The 15,589-nt window shown below is 64.0% G+C and carries 12 protein-coding genes; all 12 read left to right on the top strand.

All coding sequences use genetic code 11. The annotated features are described in order from the left end of the window. Nucleotides 1–244 precede the first annotated feature (244 nt). A complete protein-coding gene (gene glnE, locus ACL9RJ_RS15825) occupies nucleotides 245–3,184 on the top strand; it encodes a bifunctional [glutamate--ammonia ligase]-adenylyl-L-tyrosine phosphorylase/[glutamate--ammonia-ligase] adenylyltransferase (RefSeq protein ID WP_017125127.1) in 2,940 nt (979 codons plus the stop codon). Nucleotides 3,185–3,244: 60 nt separating this feature from the next. Then, nucleotides 3,245–4,279, top strand: a complete 1,035-nt coding sequence (gene waaF / locus ACL9RJ_RS15820) for a lipopolysaccharide heptosyltransferase II (protein ID WP_177083432.1) — start codon at nucleotides 3,245–3,247, stop codon at nucleotides 4,277–4,279. 1 nt (nucleotide 4,280) lies between these two features. Next, nucleotides 4,281–5,345, top strand: coding sequence for a lipopolysaccharide heptosyltransferase RfaC (gene rfaC / locus ACL9RJ_RS15815; RefSeq protein WP_177108395.1), 1,065 nt, complete (start codon nucleotides 4,281–4,283; stop codon nucleotides 5,343–5,345). Further along, a complete protein-coding gene (locus ACL9RJ_RS15810; RefSeq protein WP_422765449.1) occupies nucleotides 5,345–6,469 on the top strand; it encodes a glycosyltransferase family 4 protein in 1,125 nt (374 codons plus the stop codon). Before rfaC ends, ACL9RJ_RS15810 begins: the two co-directional genes overlap by 1 nt. Further along, nucleotides 6,466–7,272, top strand: coding sequence for a lipopolysaccharide core heptose(I) kinase RfaP (gene rfaP, locus ACL9RJ_RS15805; protein ID WP_017125123.1), 807 nt, complete (start codon nucleotides 6,466–6,468; stop codon nucleotides 7,270–7,272). Before ACL9RJ_RS15810 ends, rfaP begins: the two co-directional genes overlap by 4 nt. Continuing rightward, entirely contained in the window at nucleotides 7,272–8,006 is a 735-nt protein-coding gene (locus ACL9RJ_RS15800; protein WP_017125122.1) for a lipopolysaccharide kinase InaA family protein, read from the top strand. Before rfaP ends, ACL9RJ_RS15800 begins: the two co-directional genes overlap by 1 nt. Then, on the top strand, nucleotides 8,003–8,755 hold the full coding sequence (locus ACL9RJ_RS15795) for a lipopolysaccharide kinase InaA family protein (protein WP_017125121.1): 753 nt from the start codon (nucleotides 8,003–8,005) through the stop codon (nucleotides 8,753–8,755). Before ACL9RJ_RS15800 ends, ACL9RJ_RS15795 begins: the two co-directional genes overlap by 4 nt. Then, a complete protein-coding gene (locus ACL9RJ_RS15790; RefSeq protein ID WP_017125120.1) occupies nucleotides 8,755–10,206 on the top strand; it encodes a lipopolysaccharide kinase InaA family protein in 1,452 nt (483 codons plus the stop codon). The genes ACL9RJ_RS15795 and ACL9RJ_RS15790 overlap by 1 nt, the downstream gene beginning before the upstream one ends. 168 nt (nucleotides 10,207–10,374) lie before the next feature. Then, complete coding sequence (locus tag ACL9RJ_RS15785; protein ID WP_017125119.1) at nucleotides 10,375–12,132, top strand: carbamoyltransferase family protein; 1,758 nt, start codon at nucleotides 10,375–10,377, stop codon at nucleotides 12,130–12,132. Beyond that, on the top strand, nucleotides 12,116–13,246 hold the full coding sequence (locus ACL9RJ_RS15780; RefSeq protein WP_017125118.1) for a glycosyltransferase: 1,131 nt from the start codon (nucleotides 12,116–12,118) through the stop codon (nucleotides 13,244–13,246). Before ACL9RJ_RS15785 ends, ACL9RJ_RS15780 begins: the two co-directional genes overlap by 17 nt. Further along, nucleotides 13,246–14,142, top strand: a complete 897-nt coding sequence (locus ACL9RJ_RS15775; protein ID WP_017125117.1) for an antimicrobial resistance protein Mig-14 — start codon at nucleotides 13,246–13,248, stop codon at nucleotides 14,140–14,142. The genes ACL9RJ_RS15780 and ACL9RJ_RS15775 overlap by 1 nt, the downstream gene beginning before the upstream one ends. Then, nucleotides 14,139–15,551: a PIG-L deacetylase family protein gene (locus ACL9RJ_RS15770; protein ID WP_177117825.1), complete on the top strand. Its 1,413-nt coding sequence runs from the start codon at nucleotides 14,139–14,141 to the stop codon at nucleotides 15,549–15,551. Before ACL9RJ_RS15775 ends, ACL9RJ_RS15770 begins: the two co-directional genes overlap by 4 nt. The last annotated feature ends 38 nt before the right edge of the window (nucleotides 15,552–15,589 follow it).

Raw genomic sequence — 15,589 nt, 5'->3', positions numbered from 1 at the left:
TCAGCCTTCCGAATGTATAGACGAGTAGTAAAACTACAGATCAGCGAGCGAAAACTTCCTGTTACGTTGTGAGAATAATCGATATTGTTGGTCGAAAATAAACATTATCAGATGGGCGCTTGATGTTGGCTGCCAAGAAAAACCGATTATCAGCTATTTCTAACTTTTGTTCGACAGTCCTTTTCAGAGCGTGTTTCTCGCCATCACAGTTTGCGGCTGCTTGTTCGCCGATCAAGGATAGACCATGAGCCTACCTGCACTGGCCGTTTTACCGGCCATTCTCCTGCCTTTTGTCAGCCGCGCCGAGCAGTCGTTCCGCACGGCCGTCGCCGCGCTGGACGACGACCACGGCCTGGCCGGCTGGTCGCCCGAGCGCTGGGCGGACTTCGCCAGGGTCAGCGCCGCCAGCGACTTCTTTATTGAACAATCGGTGCGTGACCCTTTGATGTTGCTGGAACTGGTGCAGTTCGGCGACCTGGATCGCGGCTTCGCTCCGGGAGAAATGTGCGGGCAGATTGCCGCCGCGGTGCAGCAGGCGCAAAGCGAGGATGAGCTGGGGCGCCTGTTGCGGCGCCAGCGGACCCGTCAGCAGGTGCGGATCATCTGGCGCGACCTGACGCGCCAGGCGGACCTGGTACAGACCTGTCGCGATCTCTCGGACATGGCCGATGCCAGCATCGACCAGGCCTACCAGTGGTTGTACCAGCGTCATTGCCAGCAGTTCGGCACGCCCACCGGTCGGCGCAGTGGCGAGCCACAGCAGATGGTCATTCTCGGCATGGGCAAGCTCGGCGCCGTGGAGCTGAACCTGTCCTCCGACATCGACCTGATCTTCGCTTACCCGGAAGGTGGCGAGACTGTCGGGGTAAAACGCCCGCTGGACAACCAGGAATTCTTTATCCGCCTGGGGCAGCGACTGATCAAGGCGCTGGACCCGATCACCGTCGACGGATTCGTCTTCCGTGTCGACATGCGCCTGCGGCCTTATGGTTCGGCGGGTGCGCTGGTGCTGAGCTTTAACGCGCTGGAGCAGTATTACCAGGACCAGGGTCGCGACTGGGAACGCTACGCGATGATCAAGGCGCGGGTGGTGGCCGGCGACCAGGTGGCGGGCGCGCAGTTGCTGGAGATGCTGCGACCATTCGTCTATCGGCGTTACCTGGATTTTTCCGCGATCGAAGCGTTGCGCACCATGAAGCAACTGATCCAGCAGGAAGTCCGCCGCAAGGGCATGGCCGAGAATATCAAGCTGGGCTCCGGTGGTATCCGCGAGGTCGAGTTCATCGCCCAGGCGTTCCAGCTGATTCACGGCGGGCGTGACCTGAGCCTGCAGCAACGGCCGTTGCTGAAGGTCCTGGGCACCCTCGAAGGCCAGGGTTACCTGCCGCCGGCGGTGATCGCCGAGTTGCGCAACGGCTACGAATTCCTGCGCTACACCGAGCATGCGATCCAGGCGATTGCCGATCGCCAGACCCAGATGCTGCCCGATGACGAGAAGGATCAGGCGCGTATCGCCTTCATGCTCGGTTTCGACAACTGGGCGGCGTTCCATGAGCAATTGATGTACTGGCGTGGCCGGGTCGACTGGCACTTCCGTCAGGTCATCGCCGACCCGGACGAGGAAGATGGCGAAGAATGTCAGGTCGCCGTGGGTGGAGAGTGGTTGCCGCTGTGGGAAGAGGCCCAGGATGAAGAGGCCGCCAGTCGCCAGTTGGAAGAGGGCGGGTTCAAGGACGCGCCGAAGGCGCTGAAGCAACTCGCGGCCTTGCGCGGCAGTCCGCAATTGCGCGCCATGCAGCGCCTCGGCCGGGAACGCCTCGATGCCTTTATTCCGCGTCTGCTGGCCCAGGCGGTCGAGCACGCCGATCCGGACCTGGTGCTGGAGCGGGTGCTGCCCCTGGTCGAGGCCGTCGCACGGCGCTCCGCCTATCTGGTGTTGCTCACGGAGAACCCCGGTGCGCTGCGCCAGTTGCTGACCTTGTGCGCCGCCAGTCCGTGGATTGCCGAGCAGATCACCCGTTTCCCGATGTTGCTGGACGAATTGCTCAACGAAGGCCGGCTGTTCAAGCCGCCGTTGGCACCGGAGCTGGCCGCCGAGTTGCGCGAGCGCCTGACGCGGATTCCCGAGGACGACCTCGAGCAGCAGATGGAGGCCTTGCGGCACTTCAAGCTGGCGCACCGGCTGCGGGTTGCCGCCTCGGAAATCTCCGGCAGCCTGCCGCTGATGAAGGTCAGCGATTACCTGACCTGGCTCGCCGAGGCGATCCTCGAACAGGTGCTGGCCCTGGCCTGGCGCCAGACCGTCGGCAAGTACGGCTCGCCGCAACGGGCGGACGGCACCTTGTGCGATCCCGGCTTTATCATTGTCGGTTACGGCAAGGTCGGCGGGATCGAACTCGGGCACGGCTCGGACCTCGACCTGGTGTTCATCCACGACGGCGACCCGAATGCCGAGACCGATGGCGCCAAGCCGATCGACACGGCGCAGTTCTTCACCCGGCTGGGGCAGCGGATCATTCACCTGCTGACCACCCAGACCAACTCCGGCCAGCTCTATGAGGTGGACATGCGCCTGCGGCCATCCGGCGCTTCCGGTCTGCTGGTCAGCTCTCTCGGGGCCTTCGAGCGTTATCAGCAGAACGAGGCCTGGACCTGGGAGCACCAGGCGCTGATCCGCGCCAGGGTACTGGTGGGTTGCAAAGACGTCGGGAGCGCTTTCGAGAAAGTCCGCGCGGCGGTGCTGGGGCGCGAGCGGGATCTGCCGACCCTGCGCCAGGAAGTCAGCGAGATGCGCGCCAAGATGCGCGACAACCTCGGCAGCAAGGCGACTGCCGCCGGCACCGCGGCCAATGCCTTTGATGCCGCGGCGCCGTTCGACCTCAAGCAGGACGCCGGAGGTATCGTCGATATTGAATTTATGGTGCAATACGCGACCTTGGCCTGGTCGAAAGAGCACCCGGCGTTACTGCGCTACACGGATAATATCCGCATTCTCGAGGGGTTGGAGCAGGCCGGGCTGATCCCCGCGACCGATGCCGCCCTGCTGCGCGAGGCTTATAAGGCCTACCGTTCCGCCGCCCATCGCCAGGCCTTGCAGAAGGAAGCCGGCGTCATCGGCGGTGACCAGTTCATGGTCGAGCGGCGCGACGTGATGCGGATCTGGGCTGAACTGGGACTAAGCTAGGACGGCCACACGCAAAGACCGGGGAGGCCACAGGCCTCCCTGATCGTTTCCGGGATATTTATGAAGATTCTCATCGTTGGGCCCAGCTGGGTCGGTGACATGGTGATGGCTCAGACACTCTTCCAGTGCCTGAAACACCGCCACCCGCAGTGCGAGATCGATGTGCTGGCCCCCGAGTGGAGCCGCCCGATCCTCGAACGCATGCCCGAAGTGCGTGCGGCCTTGAGCTTTCCGCTCGGCCACGGTGCCCTGGAGCTGGCCACCCGGCGCCGGATCGGCAAGTCCCTGGCCGGCCAGTATGACCAGGCGATCCTCCTGCCCAACTCGCTGAAGTCGGCGCTGGTGCCGTTTTTTGCCGGCATCCCGAAACGCACCGGCTGGCGCGGTGAGTTCCGCTACGGCCTGCTCAATGATGTGCGCAAGCTGGACAAGGAACGCTATCCGCTGATGATCGAGCGGTTCATGGCCCTGGCCCATGAGCCGGGTGCCGAGCTGCCGACGCCTTATCCGCGGCCGAGCCTGCGGATCGACCCGGCCAGCCGCGAGGCGGCGCTGGGCAAGTTCGAACTGGCCCTGGACCGCCCCGTCCTGGCCTTGTGCCCCGGCGCCGAGTTCGGCGAGTCCAAGCGCTGGCCTTCGGAGCACTACGCCAAAGTCGCCGAGGCGAAGATTCGCGAAGGCTGGCAGGTCTGGCTGTTCGGCTCGAAGAACGATCATGGCGTCGGCGAGGATATTCGCCAGCGGCTGATTCCCGGCCTCCGTGAAGAAGCGGTGAATCTCAGTGGCGCGACCTCGTTGGCCGAGGCCATCGACCTGCTGTCCTGCGCTGATGCCGTGGTGTCCAACGACTCCGGCCTGATGCACGTGGCCGCGGCGCTGAACCGCCCGCTGGTGGCGGTCTATGGTTCGACGTCCCCGGGCTTCACCCCGCCGTTGGCGGACCAGGTGGAAATCGTCCGGCTGGGCCTCGATTGCAGTCCGTGTTTTGACCGTACCTGCCGCTTCGGCCATTACAACTGCCTGCGCCAACTGATGCCGGCCCCCGTGAACGAAGCCTTGCAGCGCTTGCAGGGTGCCCCGGTCGAGGTCGAGTAAGTTGCGAGTATTGCTGGTCAAGACGTCTTCCCTGGGGGACGTGATCCATGCCCTGCCGGCCCTTACCGATGCGGCCCGGGCCATTCCCGGTATCCGTTTCGACTGGGTGGTCGAGGAGGGGTTCGCCGAGATTCCGAGCTGGCATCCGGCGGTGGACAAGGTGATTCCGGTGGCGATCCGGCGCTGGCGCAAGAACCTCTGGCAGACCATCAGGAGCGGCGAGTGGAAGCGCTTCAAGCAAAGCCTGCGCGCGACGAAATATGACTTGGTGATCGATGCCCAGGGCCTGGTGAAAAGTGCTTTCCTGACCCGCTATGCGAAGGCCCCGGTGGCCGGGCTGGACAAGCAGTCGGCCCGCGAACCGCTGGCCAGCCGTTTCTATTCCCGGCGTCTGGCGGTGGCCCGTGGGCAGCACGCGGTCGAACGAGTGCGGCAGCTGTTCGCCGTGGCATTGGGGTATGACTTGCCCAAGGGCCTGGGCGACTACGGCCTGGATGTCGACAAGCTGGTGGCCTTGCCGCGCAGCAAGACGCCATTTGTGCTGTTCCTGCATGGCACCACCTGGGACACAAAGCACTGGCCCGAGGCCTACTGGCGCGAACTGACCGAGCGCATGGGGCAATTGGGCGTCGAGGTGAAACTGCCCTGGGGCAATCCCGTCGAAAAGGCTCGTGCCGAGCGTATCGCCCGTGGCTTCAGGCATGCGGTGGTCCTGCCGAAACTGAACCTGGCCGGGGTGGCGAAGGTCCTGGCCGACGCCAGCGCCTGCGTCGCCGTGGATACCGGCCTCGGTCATCTGGCCGCGGCGCTGGATGTGCCGACCCTGTCGCTGTTCGGTCCGACCAATCCGGGCCTGACCGGCGCCTACGGCAAGTCGCAGGTTCATCTGGCGAGCAACTTCCCCTGCGCGCCCTGCCTGCAGAAAAAGTGCACCTATGTGCCGACCCCGGAAGACCAGCAGCGCTTCGATCTGAAGCGCGAATGGCCGCTGTGCTTCACGCGGCTCAATCCCGAGCGTGTCGTCAGCCGACTGAGCGCGATGTTACTGGCTGAGGAGCGACACTGATGCAACTGGCTTTTGTCCTGTACAAGTACTTTCCCTTCGGCGGCCTGCAGCGGGATTTCATGCGCATCGCCCTGGAGTGCCAGCAGCGCGGCCATGCCATTCGCGTCTATACGCTGATCTGGGAGGGTGACATTCCGCCCGGCTTCGAAGTGCTGGTGGTGCCGGTCAAGGCGTGGTCCAACCATCGGCGCAACGAGAAGCTCAGCGCCTGGATGGCCGCCGACCTGGCCAGGCGTCCGGTGGATCGCCTGATCGGTTTCAACAAGATGCCCGGCCTGGACGTGTACTACGCCGCCGATGGCTGCTTCGAGGACAAGGCGCAGAACCTGCGCCATTCGCTGTACCGCCGCTGGGGTCGCTACCGACACTTCGCCGAGTACGAAAAAGCGGTGTTCGCCAGGGAGGCGAACACCGAGATCCTGATGATTTCCGAAGTCCAGCAGCCACTGTTCATCAAGCACTACGACACGCCGCTGGAACGCTTTCACCTGCTGCCGCCGGGGATTGCCCAGGACCGCCGGGCACCGGCCAATGCCGCCGAGATCCGTGCGGGGTTTCGCAGGGAATTCAAGCTGGCGGACGACGATTACCTGCTGGTACAGATCGGTTCCGGGTTCAAGACCAAGGGGGTCGATCGCAGCCTCAAGGCCCTGGCCGCCTTGCCATCCGCGTTGAAAAAACGCACCCGGCTGTTTGTCATCGGCCAGGACGACCCCAAGGTATTCCAGGTGCAGAGTGCCGCGCTGGGCCTGGGCGAGCACGTGCAGTTTCTCAAGGGGCGCAGCGATATCCCGCGCTTCCTGCTGGGCGCCGACCTGTTGATCCACCCAGCCTACAACGAAAACACCGGCACCGTGTTGCTTGAGGCGCTGGTCTCGGGGTTGCCGGTGCTGGTCAGTGCGGTCTGTGGTTATGCCCACTACATTGCCGAGGCCGATGGCGGCCTGGTGCTGGATGAACCTTTCGAGCAGAACCAGCTCAATCAATACCTGAACCGGATGCTGTCCGACGAGACGGCACGCACGGCATGGAGCCGCAACGGCCTGGCCTTCGCCGAGACGGCCGACCTCTATAGCATGCCGCAGCACGCGGCGGATGTGATTCTGGCGGAGCAACACCGATGAAGTTGATCCTTGCCGAGCCCTTCAAGAGCCTGTGGGCCGGACGCGATGCGTTCGCCGAAGTCGAGCAGTTGCAGGGCAAGGTTTACCGTGAGCTGGAGGCTCGCCGGACCTTGCGCACGGAAGTCGCCGGACGTGGCTATTTCGTGAAGATCCACCACGGCATCGGCTGGCGCGAGATCTTCAAGAACCTGCTGACCGCGAAAATGCCGGTGCTGGGTGCCGGCCAGGAGTGGCGGGCGATCCAGTGCCTGCAGAAGGCTGGCGTGCCCACCATGACCGGTGTGGCCTATGGCGAGCGCGGCAGTAATCCGGCCGGCCAGGATTCGTTCATCGTCACCGAAGAGCTGGCGCCGACCATCAGTCTCGAGGACTTCACCCTGCAATGGCCCGTGCAGCCGCCGCAGCCCCGGCTCAAGCGTGCGCTGATCGCCGAAGTGGCGCGCATGACCGGTGGCATGCACAGGGCCGGGCTCAACCATCGTGACTGCTATATCGCCCATTTCCTGCTGCATACCGACAAGCCGGTGACGGCCGATGACCTCAAGCTGTCGGTCATCGACCTGCATCGTGCGCAGGTTCGCCCGAGCATCCCGCGCCGCTGGCGCAACAAGGACCTGGCGGGGCTGTATTTCTCGGTGCTGGACATCGGCCTTACCCGTCGCGACAAACTGCGTTTCCTGCGGGGCTATTTCCGCCAGCCGTTGCGCCAGGTCCTGCGTGACGAGGCGGCGCTGCTGACCTGGTTGGAAAGCAAGGCCGACAAGCTGTACAAGCGCAAGCAGCGCTACGGGGACGCACTCTGATGTCGGGGTGGAAGCTGGAGCCCGAGTACGCGGCGCTGGCCGATGATTTCGGCAGCCTCGAGGCGGTGTTCGCCCTGGAAGGCGAGCACCTGACCCGCGATCCGTTGTCCGAGGTCATCCGGGTCAATCGGGATGGCGTCAATTATTACGTCAAGCGCTACACCGGCGCGGGCAAGGGGTTGCGCCAGTACCTCGGCAGGCCCCGGGTGCGATCGGAGTGGCAGAACCTCAAGCGTTTCGCCAAGTGGGGTATCCCCACCGCCGAAGTGGTGGGCTGGGGGCTTGAGCGGCGGGGCGCGGCTTATCATCGCGGGGCGATGATCACCCGTGAACTGCCGAACACCGAAGACCTCTCGGCCCTGGCGAACCGCGACGATCCCCTGCTCCATGACCGGGCCTGGGTCGACGGTATCAGCCGGCAGCTGGCACGCTATACGCGGACCATGCATGATCAACGGTTTACCCATAACGACCTGAAGTGGCGCAACCTGCTGGTGGACGATCAGGCCCGACTGTTCCTGATCGATTGCCCCAACGGCGAGTTCTGGCGTGGTTTCTGGCTGCGCTACCGGATCACCAAGGACCTGGCCTGCCTGGACAAGGTCGCCAAGTATCACTTGTCGGCTACCCAGCGGTTGCGTTTTTACCTGCAGTATTGCCAGCGCAGCCGGCTGAATGCCGCGGACAAGAAGCGCATCCGGCATGTACTGAGATTTTTCGAGGGGCGGGAATGACCGATTTCCTGGCGGCGACGGACCGCGCATTGCTGGAGCGTAACGGCCTCGGCAACTTTGACGCCTTATGGGCGACCGAGCTCGATGCGGTGGATGAGCCCAATACCAGCGGCGGCGGTTGGAGCAGCGTGTTTCGCCTGGAGCTGGAGGGCCAGGGGTTCTACCTCAAGCGCCAGAGCAATTACCTGACGCGGACCTTGCACAGCCCATTGGGCGAACCGACCTTTGCCCGCGAGTTTCGCAATATCAGTCGTTACCAGCAGTTGGGTATTCCGGCCTTGCAGGCGGTGTTCTTCGGTGAGCGCAATGTGCGGGGCGAGCGCCGGGCGATGTTGCTGACCCGCGCACTGGATGGCTGGAACGACCTGGATTCGCTGCTGGAACAATGGGCGCAACTGACGCTGGATCAGCGTCAGGCCATCCTGCGTGCCTGCGGCCAACTGGCCCGGCAGCTGCACGCCTTGCGCCAGGTCCATGGCTGTTTCTATCCCAAGCATATCTTTCTGCAGGCGGCGGCCGACGGTTATCGGGCGCAGTTGATCGACCTGGAGAAAACCCGGCCGTTGCTGTTCGGTCGGCGTGACCGGGTCAAGGATCTGGAGCCCCTGCTGCGTCGCGCGCCGATGTGGAGCGAGAGTGACGTGCGCACGCTGCTGGCGGCTTATCTCGATCAGCCGGTGGACAGTTCGCTGGTGGACACTTGGCTTCAGCGCCTGGGTGCGCGTGGCAGCAAAAAAGGAAATCGTTGATGCGTTTGTCCGAGTTGAAGGCCGCCGGGCGTACGCCGGTCCTGCCCTTGAGCATCGAGCTGGCGGACGCCGCCGGCCCCGGGCAGTTGCAACTGCTCAGCCTGTTGCGGGTGCTGCCCGGTCAGCGTTATGTCGGGGCCGGGGTCTGGCGCGGACGCACGGTGCTGGCCAAGCTGCTGGTGGGCAACAAGGCGGCCCGGCACTTTCAGCGGGAACTGCAGGGTGTGCGCGTGCTCGCCGAGCAGGGACTGACCACGCCACTGCTGCTGGCCGACGGCTTGCAGGAAGGTGAAGGCGGTTGGTTGCTGTTCGAGTTCCTCGAAGGCGCCGAGAGCCTCGGCGAGGCCTGGCAGCGGGTCGAGTCGCTGCCGGTTCTGGCGGATGAACAACAGCAGGTGCTGGGCGAGGCATTGAGCGCTATTGCGCAGATGCACGGCAAAGGCGTGCGGCAGGAAGACCTGCACCTGGACAATCTGCTGCGCCATGCCGGAAAACTGTATGTGATCGACGGCGGTGGCATCTGTGTCGAGCAGGCCGGCAAACCCTTGTCGCGGCAGAAGGTGCTGGAGAACCTCGGGGTGTTCTTTGCGCAGTTGCCCAGGTCCTTCGAGCCGTTTATCGAAGAGTTGCTGGTGCATTATCTGCTGAGTAATGCCGAGCACGCCTTGCCGCTGGAGGCCTTGCTCAAGCAGGTCGAGAGGATTCGTGGCTGGCGCCTGAAGGATTTCCTCGCCAAGGTCGGGCGCGAATGCACGCTGTTCAGCGTGCAGCGCGGGCCGTTCGCCCTGCGTGCCATCCGTCGCGAGGAAGAGGCCGCCATGCTACCGGTACTGGCCCGGGCGGATGCCTTGCTCGACCAGGGGCATCTGTACAAGACCGGCGGCGCGGCCAGTGTCGGCCGGGTCGATGCGGGCGGGCGCACACTGGTGGTCAAGCGCTACAACATCAAGGGCTTCGCCCATTGGCTCAAGCGTTTCTGGCGCCCGAGCCGCGCCTGGCATTCCTGGCGCGAAGGCAATCGCCTGGCGTTCCTCGGGATCGCCACCCCCAGGCCGCTGGCGGTGCTGGAGCGGCGTTTCTGCTGGCTGCGCAGCCGTGCCTACCTGGTGACCGAGTATCTGGCCGGTCCCGATATCATCGAGCGTTTTGCGCCCCATGTGGAGTCCGGCATGGCTCCCGAGGCGGAGCTCCAGGCCCTGGACCAGTTGTTTGCCGAGTTGATCCGCGAGCGCATCAGCCACGGTGACTTCAAGGGCCACAACCTGTTCTGGCATGAAGGACGCTGGGCCCTGATCGATCTTGACTCGATGCATCAGCACCACTCCGACAGCGGCTTTGCGCCGGCCTATGCCCGGGATCGTGCGCGCTTCATGCGCAACTGGCCCGAGGACAGCGCCTTGTACCAGGCCATCGACGCCCGCCTGCCGAAGACCCCGGTGCCGGCAAACTGAGGGGATGATCGCTGCCGCGCGCGGCGCGGGAGCGATCAGCAGCCGCTAGAGGATTGCCGCTGCTTTTAAGCTATAATCCCGCCCTTTAGCTGTTTCTCGCCCCTTGCGGGAACACATTTTCTCAGGCGCATAGCTGCCTGTATGCAGACTTAAAGAGGCTAGACCCCTGTGGCATTGACGATTCTTGGCCTGTCCGGCGCCCTTAGCCATGATCCTTCCGCAGCCCTGTATATCGACGGCAAGCTGATTGCGGCCGCTGAAGAAGAGCGCTTCGTACGCGATAAACATGCAAAGAACCGCATGCCCTACGAATCGGCGAAGTTCTGTCTGGAACAGGCCGGCATCAAGCCGTCCGACGTCGATGTGGTGGCGATCCCGTTCGCGCCGATCAGTCTGTTCGGCAAGGCCCGCTGGCACTACGCCAAGCGTTACTGGTACGCCCCGGATCGCGCCCTCGACGCGATCCTGATGGGCAACCGGCGCTACAAGCGCTATCGCAACAAGATCGTCTGGTGCCTGGAGCAACTGGGCTTCGATCCGAAGAAGATCAAGATCGAGCCGGTCGAGCATCACCTGGCCCACGCCTCCAGTGCCTATCACTGCTCCGGCTTCAAGGAGAAGACCGCGATCCTCGGGATCGACGGCAAGGGCGAGTACGCCACCACTTTCTTCGGCTACGGCGAAAACGGCAAGATCCACAAGATCAAGGAGTTCTTCGATCCGGACTCCCTGGGTGGCCTGTATGGCGCGATCACCGAGTTCCTCGGCTTCGAAATGCTCGACGGCGAGTTCAAGGTGATGGGCATGGCCCCCTACGGCGACGCCAGCAAGTACGATTTCTCGCGCCTGGCCTCGTTTGAGAACGGCGAGCTGGTGATCAACACCGACTACGCCAACGTGATCGGCCTGCGTCGCTACAAGGAGAAGGGCAAGGGTTTCTACTTCTCGCCGAAACTGATCGAGTGGCTGGGGCCCAAGCGCGAAGGCGATATCGCCGACGAACCGTATATCCATTACGCGGCCAGCATGCAGGCGCTGTTCGAGAAGCTCGCGCTGCAGATGATCGACCACTACCTGGGCGACGTCCTCAAGGAAACCGGCAAGCTGGCCTTCGCCGGCGGCTGTGCGCTGAACGTCAAGCTGAACCAGAAGATCATTGCCCGCGACGACATCAAGGAGCTGTTCGTGCAGCCGGCGTCCGGCGATGCCGGTACGGCGGTCGGCGCCGCGGCCTATGTGTCCCACGCCCGTGGCGTCCCGGTGGAGAAGATGGAACACGTCTATCTCGGCCCGTCCTACAGCAATGAAGACGTGATCGCCGCCTGTGCCCGGCATGCCAATGCGCCGAAGTGGCGCAAGCTGGACAACATGCCTGAACAGATCGCCCGGATCATGGTCGACGGCAACCCGGTGGCCTGGTTCCAGGGGCGCATGGAGTTCGGTCCGCGTGCCCTGGGCGGTCGTTCGATCATCGGTTGCCCGAGCGTCGCCGGCGTGGCGGACCGGATCAACCACCAGATCAAGTTCCGCGAGCGCTGGAGGCCTTTCTGCCCGTCGATGCTCGACACCGTCGCACCGCAGATGATCAAGATCGATCATCCGGCACCGTTCATGACCTTCACTTTCGAAGTGGCGGAGGAGTGGAAGACCCGCGTGCCGGAAGTCGTCCATGAAGACGGCACGTCGCGGGCCCAGGTGCTCAAGCGTGAGTACAACCCGCGCTATTACGACATGATGAAGGCCCTGGAAGTCCTCACCGGCAACGGCGTGTCCCTGAACACCTCGCTGAACCGTCGCGGCGAACCGATGATCTGCTCGCCGACCGATGCCCTGAACATGTTCTTCGGTTCCGACCTGCAGTACCTGATCATGGAAGACATCCTGGTGGTCAAAGACGGCGCGGATGCTTATGACTCGCTCGGCTGAGCGCCATGTCCTGCAGCTCTGCCACGGTTATGACGGGCCGTTCCTCGACTGTGCCCGTCAGTACGCCAGCCTGTTCAGTGGTACCGGCTATCGGGTGACCACGGTGTTCCTCACCGGTGCTGCCGATGCGGAGGTCGCCGCGGGCTGCGCGTCCGACGAGGTGCTGTTCATGGAGTACAGCTCCAGGGCCATTCGTGGCCTGAAGCTGGGGGCGATCCGCGACCTGCGCAAGATCGCCGCTTCGCGCAACTTCAGTTTCTGCATCGCCCACCGTTTCAAGCCGGTCTATATCGCCCTGCTCGGCACGGCGCTGCCGGTGATCGGCGTGCACCATGCCTTTGGCGACTACGTGCGGGGCAGCCGCCGGCTGTTCGCGCAGCTGTTCCGCCGCCGTCTGAGTCTGCTCGGCGTGTCCGATGCGGTTCGCGACGATATGCGCAAATGCCTGCCGAAGTGGCCGACCGGACGGATCCGCACGCTCTATAACCGGATCGATATCGAGGCTCTGCAAGCCACTCAGGTTACCGTCGCCGAGGCGCGTGAAGCCCTGGGGCTGCCGGTCGATGCCTGGGTGGTCGGCAACGTCGGCCGCCTGCACCCGGACAAGGACCAGGCGACATTGATCCAGGGTTTTGCCCAGGCACTTGAGCGCTTGCCGGCCAACAGCCGGCTGGCGATTCTCGGCACCGGGCGCCTGGAGCAGGATCTGAAGGAACTGGCCCGTGAACTCGGGATTGCCGAGCAGGTGTTGTTCCTTGGGCAGGTCCCGGAGGCGCGACGCTATTTCCGTGCCTTCGATGTGTTTGCGCTGAGCTCCGATCACGAGCCGTTCGGCATGGTCCTGCTGGAAGCCATGGCTGCTGGCGTACCGCTGCTGGCCACTTCGTGTGGCGGTGCCAGGGAAGTGGTCGAGGGCGTGGGTATCCTGTTCCCCCTGGGCGATGCCGGGCACCTGGCCCAGGGCCTGCAACACCTGGCCGCCCTCGACGACGAGCAACGCCAGGCCTGTGCCGGGCTGATGCTGGCGCGCCTGCACGAGCGGTTCTCGGACCAGGCGGTCCGCGAGGCGTTCTGGCGTCTGCCGCAAGTCACCGACCTGACCGCGGAGGCCTGATGCTCAACCGATTCCAGGGCTGGCGCGAGCGCGGCTGGTCGGTGGTCGATGCCACGACCTATGCGCAGGTCTGGCAGCGTTTTGGCGGCAGTGTCGCGACGCATCCGCTGGTGGTCGAGCGCCTGGCGCAGTTGGCGCAGATCCCGGTTCGTTATCTGGCGTTCGAGCAGGGTGGCGAGCTGAAGGCGGCCATCGCGACCTGGGGACGTGACCTGGCACTGTCCAAGGATGTGCTCAAGCGCCACGGCAAGAAGGGGCTGTTCGACCTGGGCAACGCCGAGCTGATCCTGCCTGCCGCCGCCGACGCCCAGGCGCCCCTGCGCCATCGCGGGCGTTATCTATCCGAACTCAACGGCGGCCGTTTCAGTACCCTGCAACCGCAGGCCGAACAGCTGGCCATGGCGCGCGCGCCTGAAGACCTGTCGAAGAAGTTTCGCTACAACCAGCGCCGCGAGCTGCGCCTGCTGGAAGAGGCGGGCGGCGTGGTGCGCCCGGTCGGCGAGTTCTCCAGTGTCGAACTGGCGGCGATCTACTGCGATCTCTTTCAGCGACGCTGGGGCTTTCCGGCCACCGGAGCGGCACGCATGGCCGAGGTCATCGAACTGCTGCGCGAGTTGTTGATCGGCTCGGTGATCTTTCTCGACGATGCGCCGATTGCGGTCCAGTTGGTCTATCGCGTCGAGGCGCCCGAGTGGGTCAGCGTCGAATACATCAATGGCGGTGTCGATCCCGAGACCCGTTCGTTCAGCCCCGGCAGCGTGCTGAGCTTCCTCAATACCCAGGGTGCCTGGGAAGACGCCCGGGCCTTGGGCAAGACCCTGCGCTTTTCGTTTGGGCGTGCGGATCGCGAGTACAAGGATCGTTGGTGCAACCCCGTGCCGGTATTCAAGGTATGAGTCGTAAACAGCAATTGCTCAAACGCCATCGGCGGACCAAGCGCCTGGCGTTGTTGGTCGGCCTGATGCTGCTGATCGCGGTCGGCCTGCTAGTGACCTGGTGGCTGCCGCTGGTGCTGGCGGTGCTGGCCTGGGTCGCCCATGAAGCCTGGTTCGCCGATCATCTGTTCTATTCGCCGGGCGACGATTATCAGTACGCGTTTCCCGAGGATAGCGAACGCCTCGGCGCTCGCCTGGAGGCTGGGGGGCTGAAGCTCGAGGCACCCTTGAGCCTGGTCGGCGATGAAACCCTGGTCCTGGCCGTGCGGCTCAAGAGTCGCTGGCTGGGGCGTTTTTGCGATCCGGCGGTGGAGATCCAGGGGGACGGGTTCGCCGATCGCCAGACGTTCGAGCGCGGAGTCAACGGCCTGCGTTATCTCAATCTCGGCGGTTTCGCATCGGCATTGGCGACGGGCTCGCTGCGCTTGCGTGGACGTTTCTGTCGCCTGCTCGGCGAGCCGGTCCTGTGGGTTTTCCGCCAGCCGGACCTGCGACGCCAGCGGGTCATGGTGATCGCGCCCCATGCCGACGATGCCGAGCTGGCGGCCTATGGCTTGTACAGCCAGGCCGACGAAACCTGGGTGGTGACCCTGACCGCCGGTGAGATCGAGGCCGGGCATTACCAGGCGATGGGCCTGCCCCGCGCCGAGGCGGCGCGGCTCAAGGGGCGCCTGCGCGCCTGGGACAGTATCGCGGTGCCGCGTTGGGCTGGTGTACCCGAGGCGCACTGTGTGCAGCTCGGTTACTTCTGTCTGCAACTGCCGGCCATGCAGGCCGCTCCGGATCAATCGATCGCATCCCGCGAGGCAGAACTGAGCGATATCCGCCTGTTTCGCCAGTTCAACCCGTTTGCGTTACCCGCCGATCGGGACGGTGTTCCCAGTTGGAACAACCTGCTGGCCGACTTGCGTGAGTTATTGACGCGGGCCCGCCCGCAAGTGATCGTCCTGCCGCACCCTTCTCTTGATCCGCACCCGGATCATATCTGTGCCCAGGCGGCGGTCATGGAGGCTCTGCAAGGGCTGGAGTGGCAGCCGACAACGCTGCTGGGGTATGCCAACCATCTGCATGACAATGATCGCTGGCCCATGGGCGATTCGGGAGCGGGCATTGCCTTGCCGCCGGTATTTGATACGGCACAGAGGTTGCAGCCCTATTGCCTGCCGCTGTCTCTCGAGCAGCAACGCGACAAGGCAATGGCGTTGGGCATGATGCATGACCTGCAGCCGCGTGCACCTTTCAAGCGCCGGCTGCGGCGGTCGATACAGTGGCTTCTGGCCAGTAGGGTACAATCCCCCTACGGCGAGAATGAGTTCTTTCGTAAAGCGGTCAGACGGCATGAGCTGTTCTGGTTGCTGAAACGTCAGTGACCTCGTCCGGGGACATAGTGTTGTCCCTGAATTCCAGA

Origin of the sequence: Pseudomonas sp. Mn2068 (genome assembly GCF_049319725.1) — a bacterium.
Classification (GTDB): domain Bacteria; phylum Pseudomonadota; class Gammaproteobacteria; order Pseudomonadales; family Pseudomonadaceae; genus Aquipseudomonas; species Aquipseudomonas gingeri.
The sequence above is the reverse complement of the archived record's forward strand: the minus strand, read 5'-3'. Positions and strand labels throughout refer to the sequence as shown.

Coding starts and splice junctions, on each gene's coding strand:
- glnE (WP_017125127.1), top strand. CDS start 245: ATGAGCCTACCTGCACTGGCCGTTTTACCGGCCATTCTCCTGCCTTTT.
- waaF (WP_177083432.1), top strand. CDS start 3,245: ATGAAGATTCTCATCGTTGGGCCCAGCTGGGTCGGTGACATGGTGATG.
- ACL9RJ_RS15810 (WP_422765449.1), top strand. CDS start 5,345: ATGCAACTGGCTTTTGTCCTGTACAAGTACTTTCCCTTCGGCGGCCTG.
- rfaP (WP_017125123.1), top strand. CDS start 6,466: ATGAAGTTGATCCTTGCCGAGCCCTTCAAGAGCCTGTGGGCCGGACGC.
- ACL9RJ_RS15800 (WP_017125122.1), top strand. CDS start 7,272: ATGTCGGGGTGGAAGCTGGAGCCCGAGTACGCGGCGCTGGCCGATGAT.
- ACL9RJ_RS15795 (WP_017125121.1), top strand. CDS start 8,003: ATGACCGATTTCCTGGCGGCGACGGACCGCGCATTGCTGGAGCGTAAC.
- ACL9RJ_RS15790 (WP_017125120.1), top strand. CDS start 8,755: ATGCGTTTGTCCGAGTTGAAGGCCGCCGGGCGTACGCCGGTCCTGCCC.
- ACL9RJ_RS15780 (WP_017125118.1), top strand. CDS start 12,116: ATGACTCGCTCGGCTGAGCGCCATGTCCTGCAGCTCTGCCACGGTTAT.
- ACL9RJ_RS15775 (WP_017125117.1), top strand. CDS start 13,246: ATGCTCAACCGATTCCAGGGCTGGCGCGAGCGCGGCTGGTCGGTGGTC.
- ACL9RJ_RS15770 (WP_177117825.1), top strand. CDS start 14,139: ATGAGTCGTAAACAGCAATTGCTCAAACGCCATCGGCGGACCAAGCGC.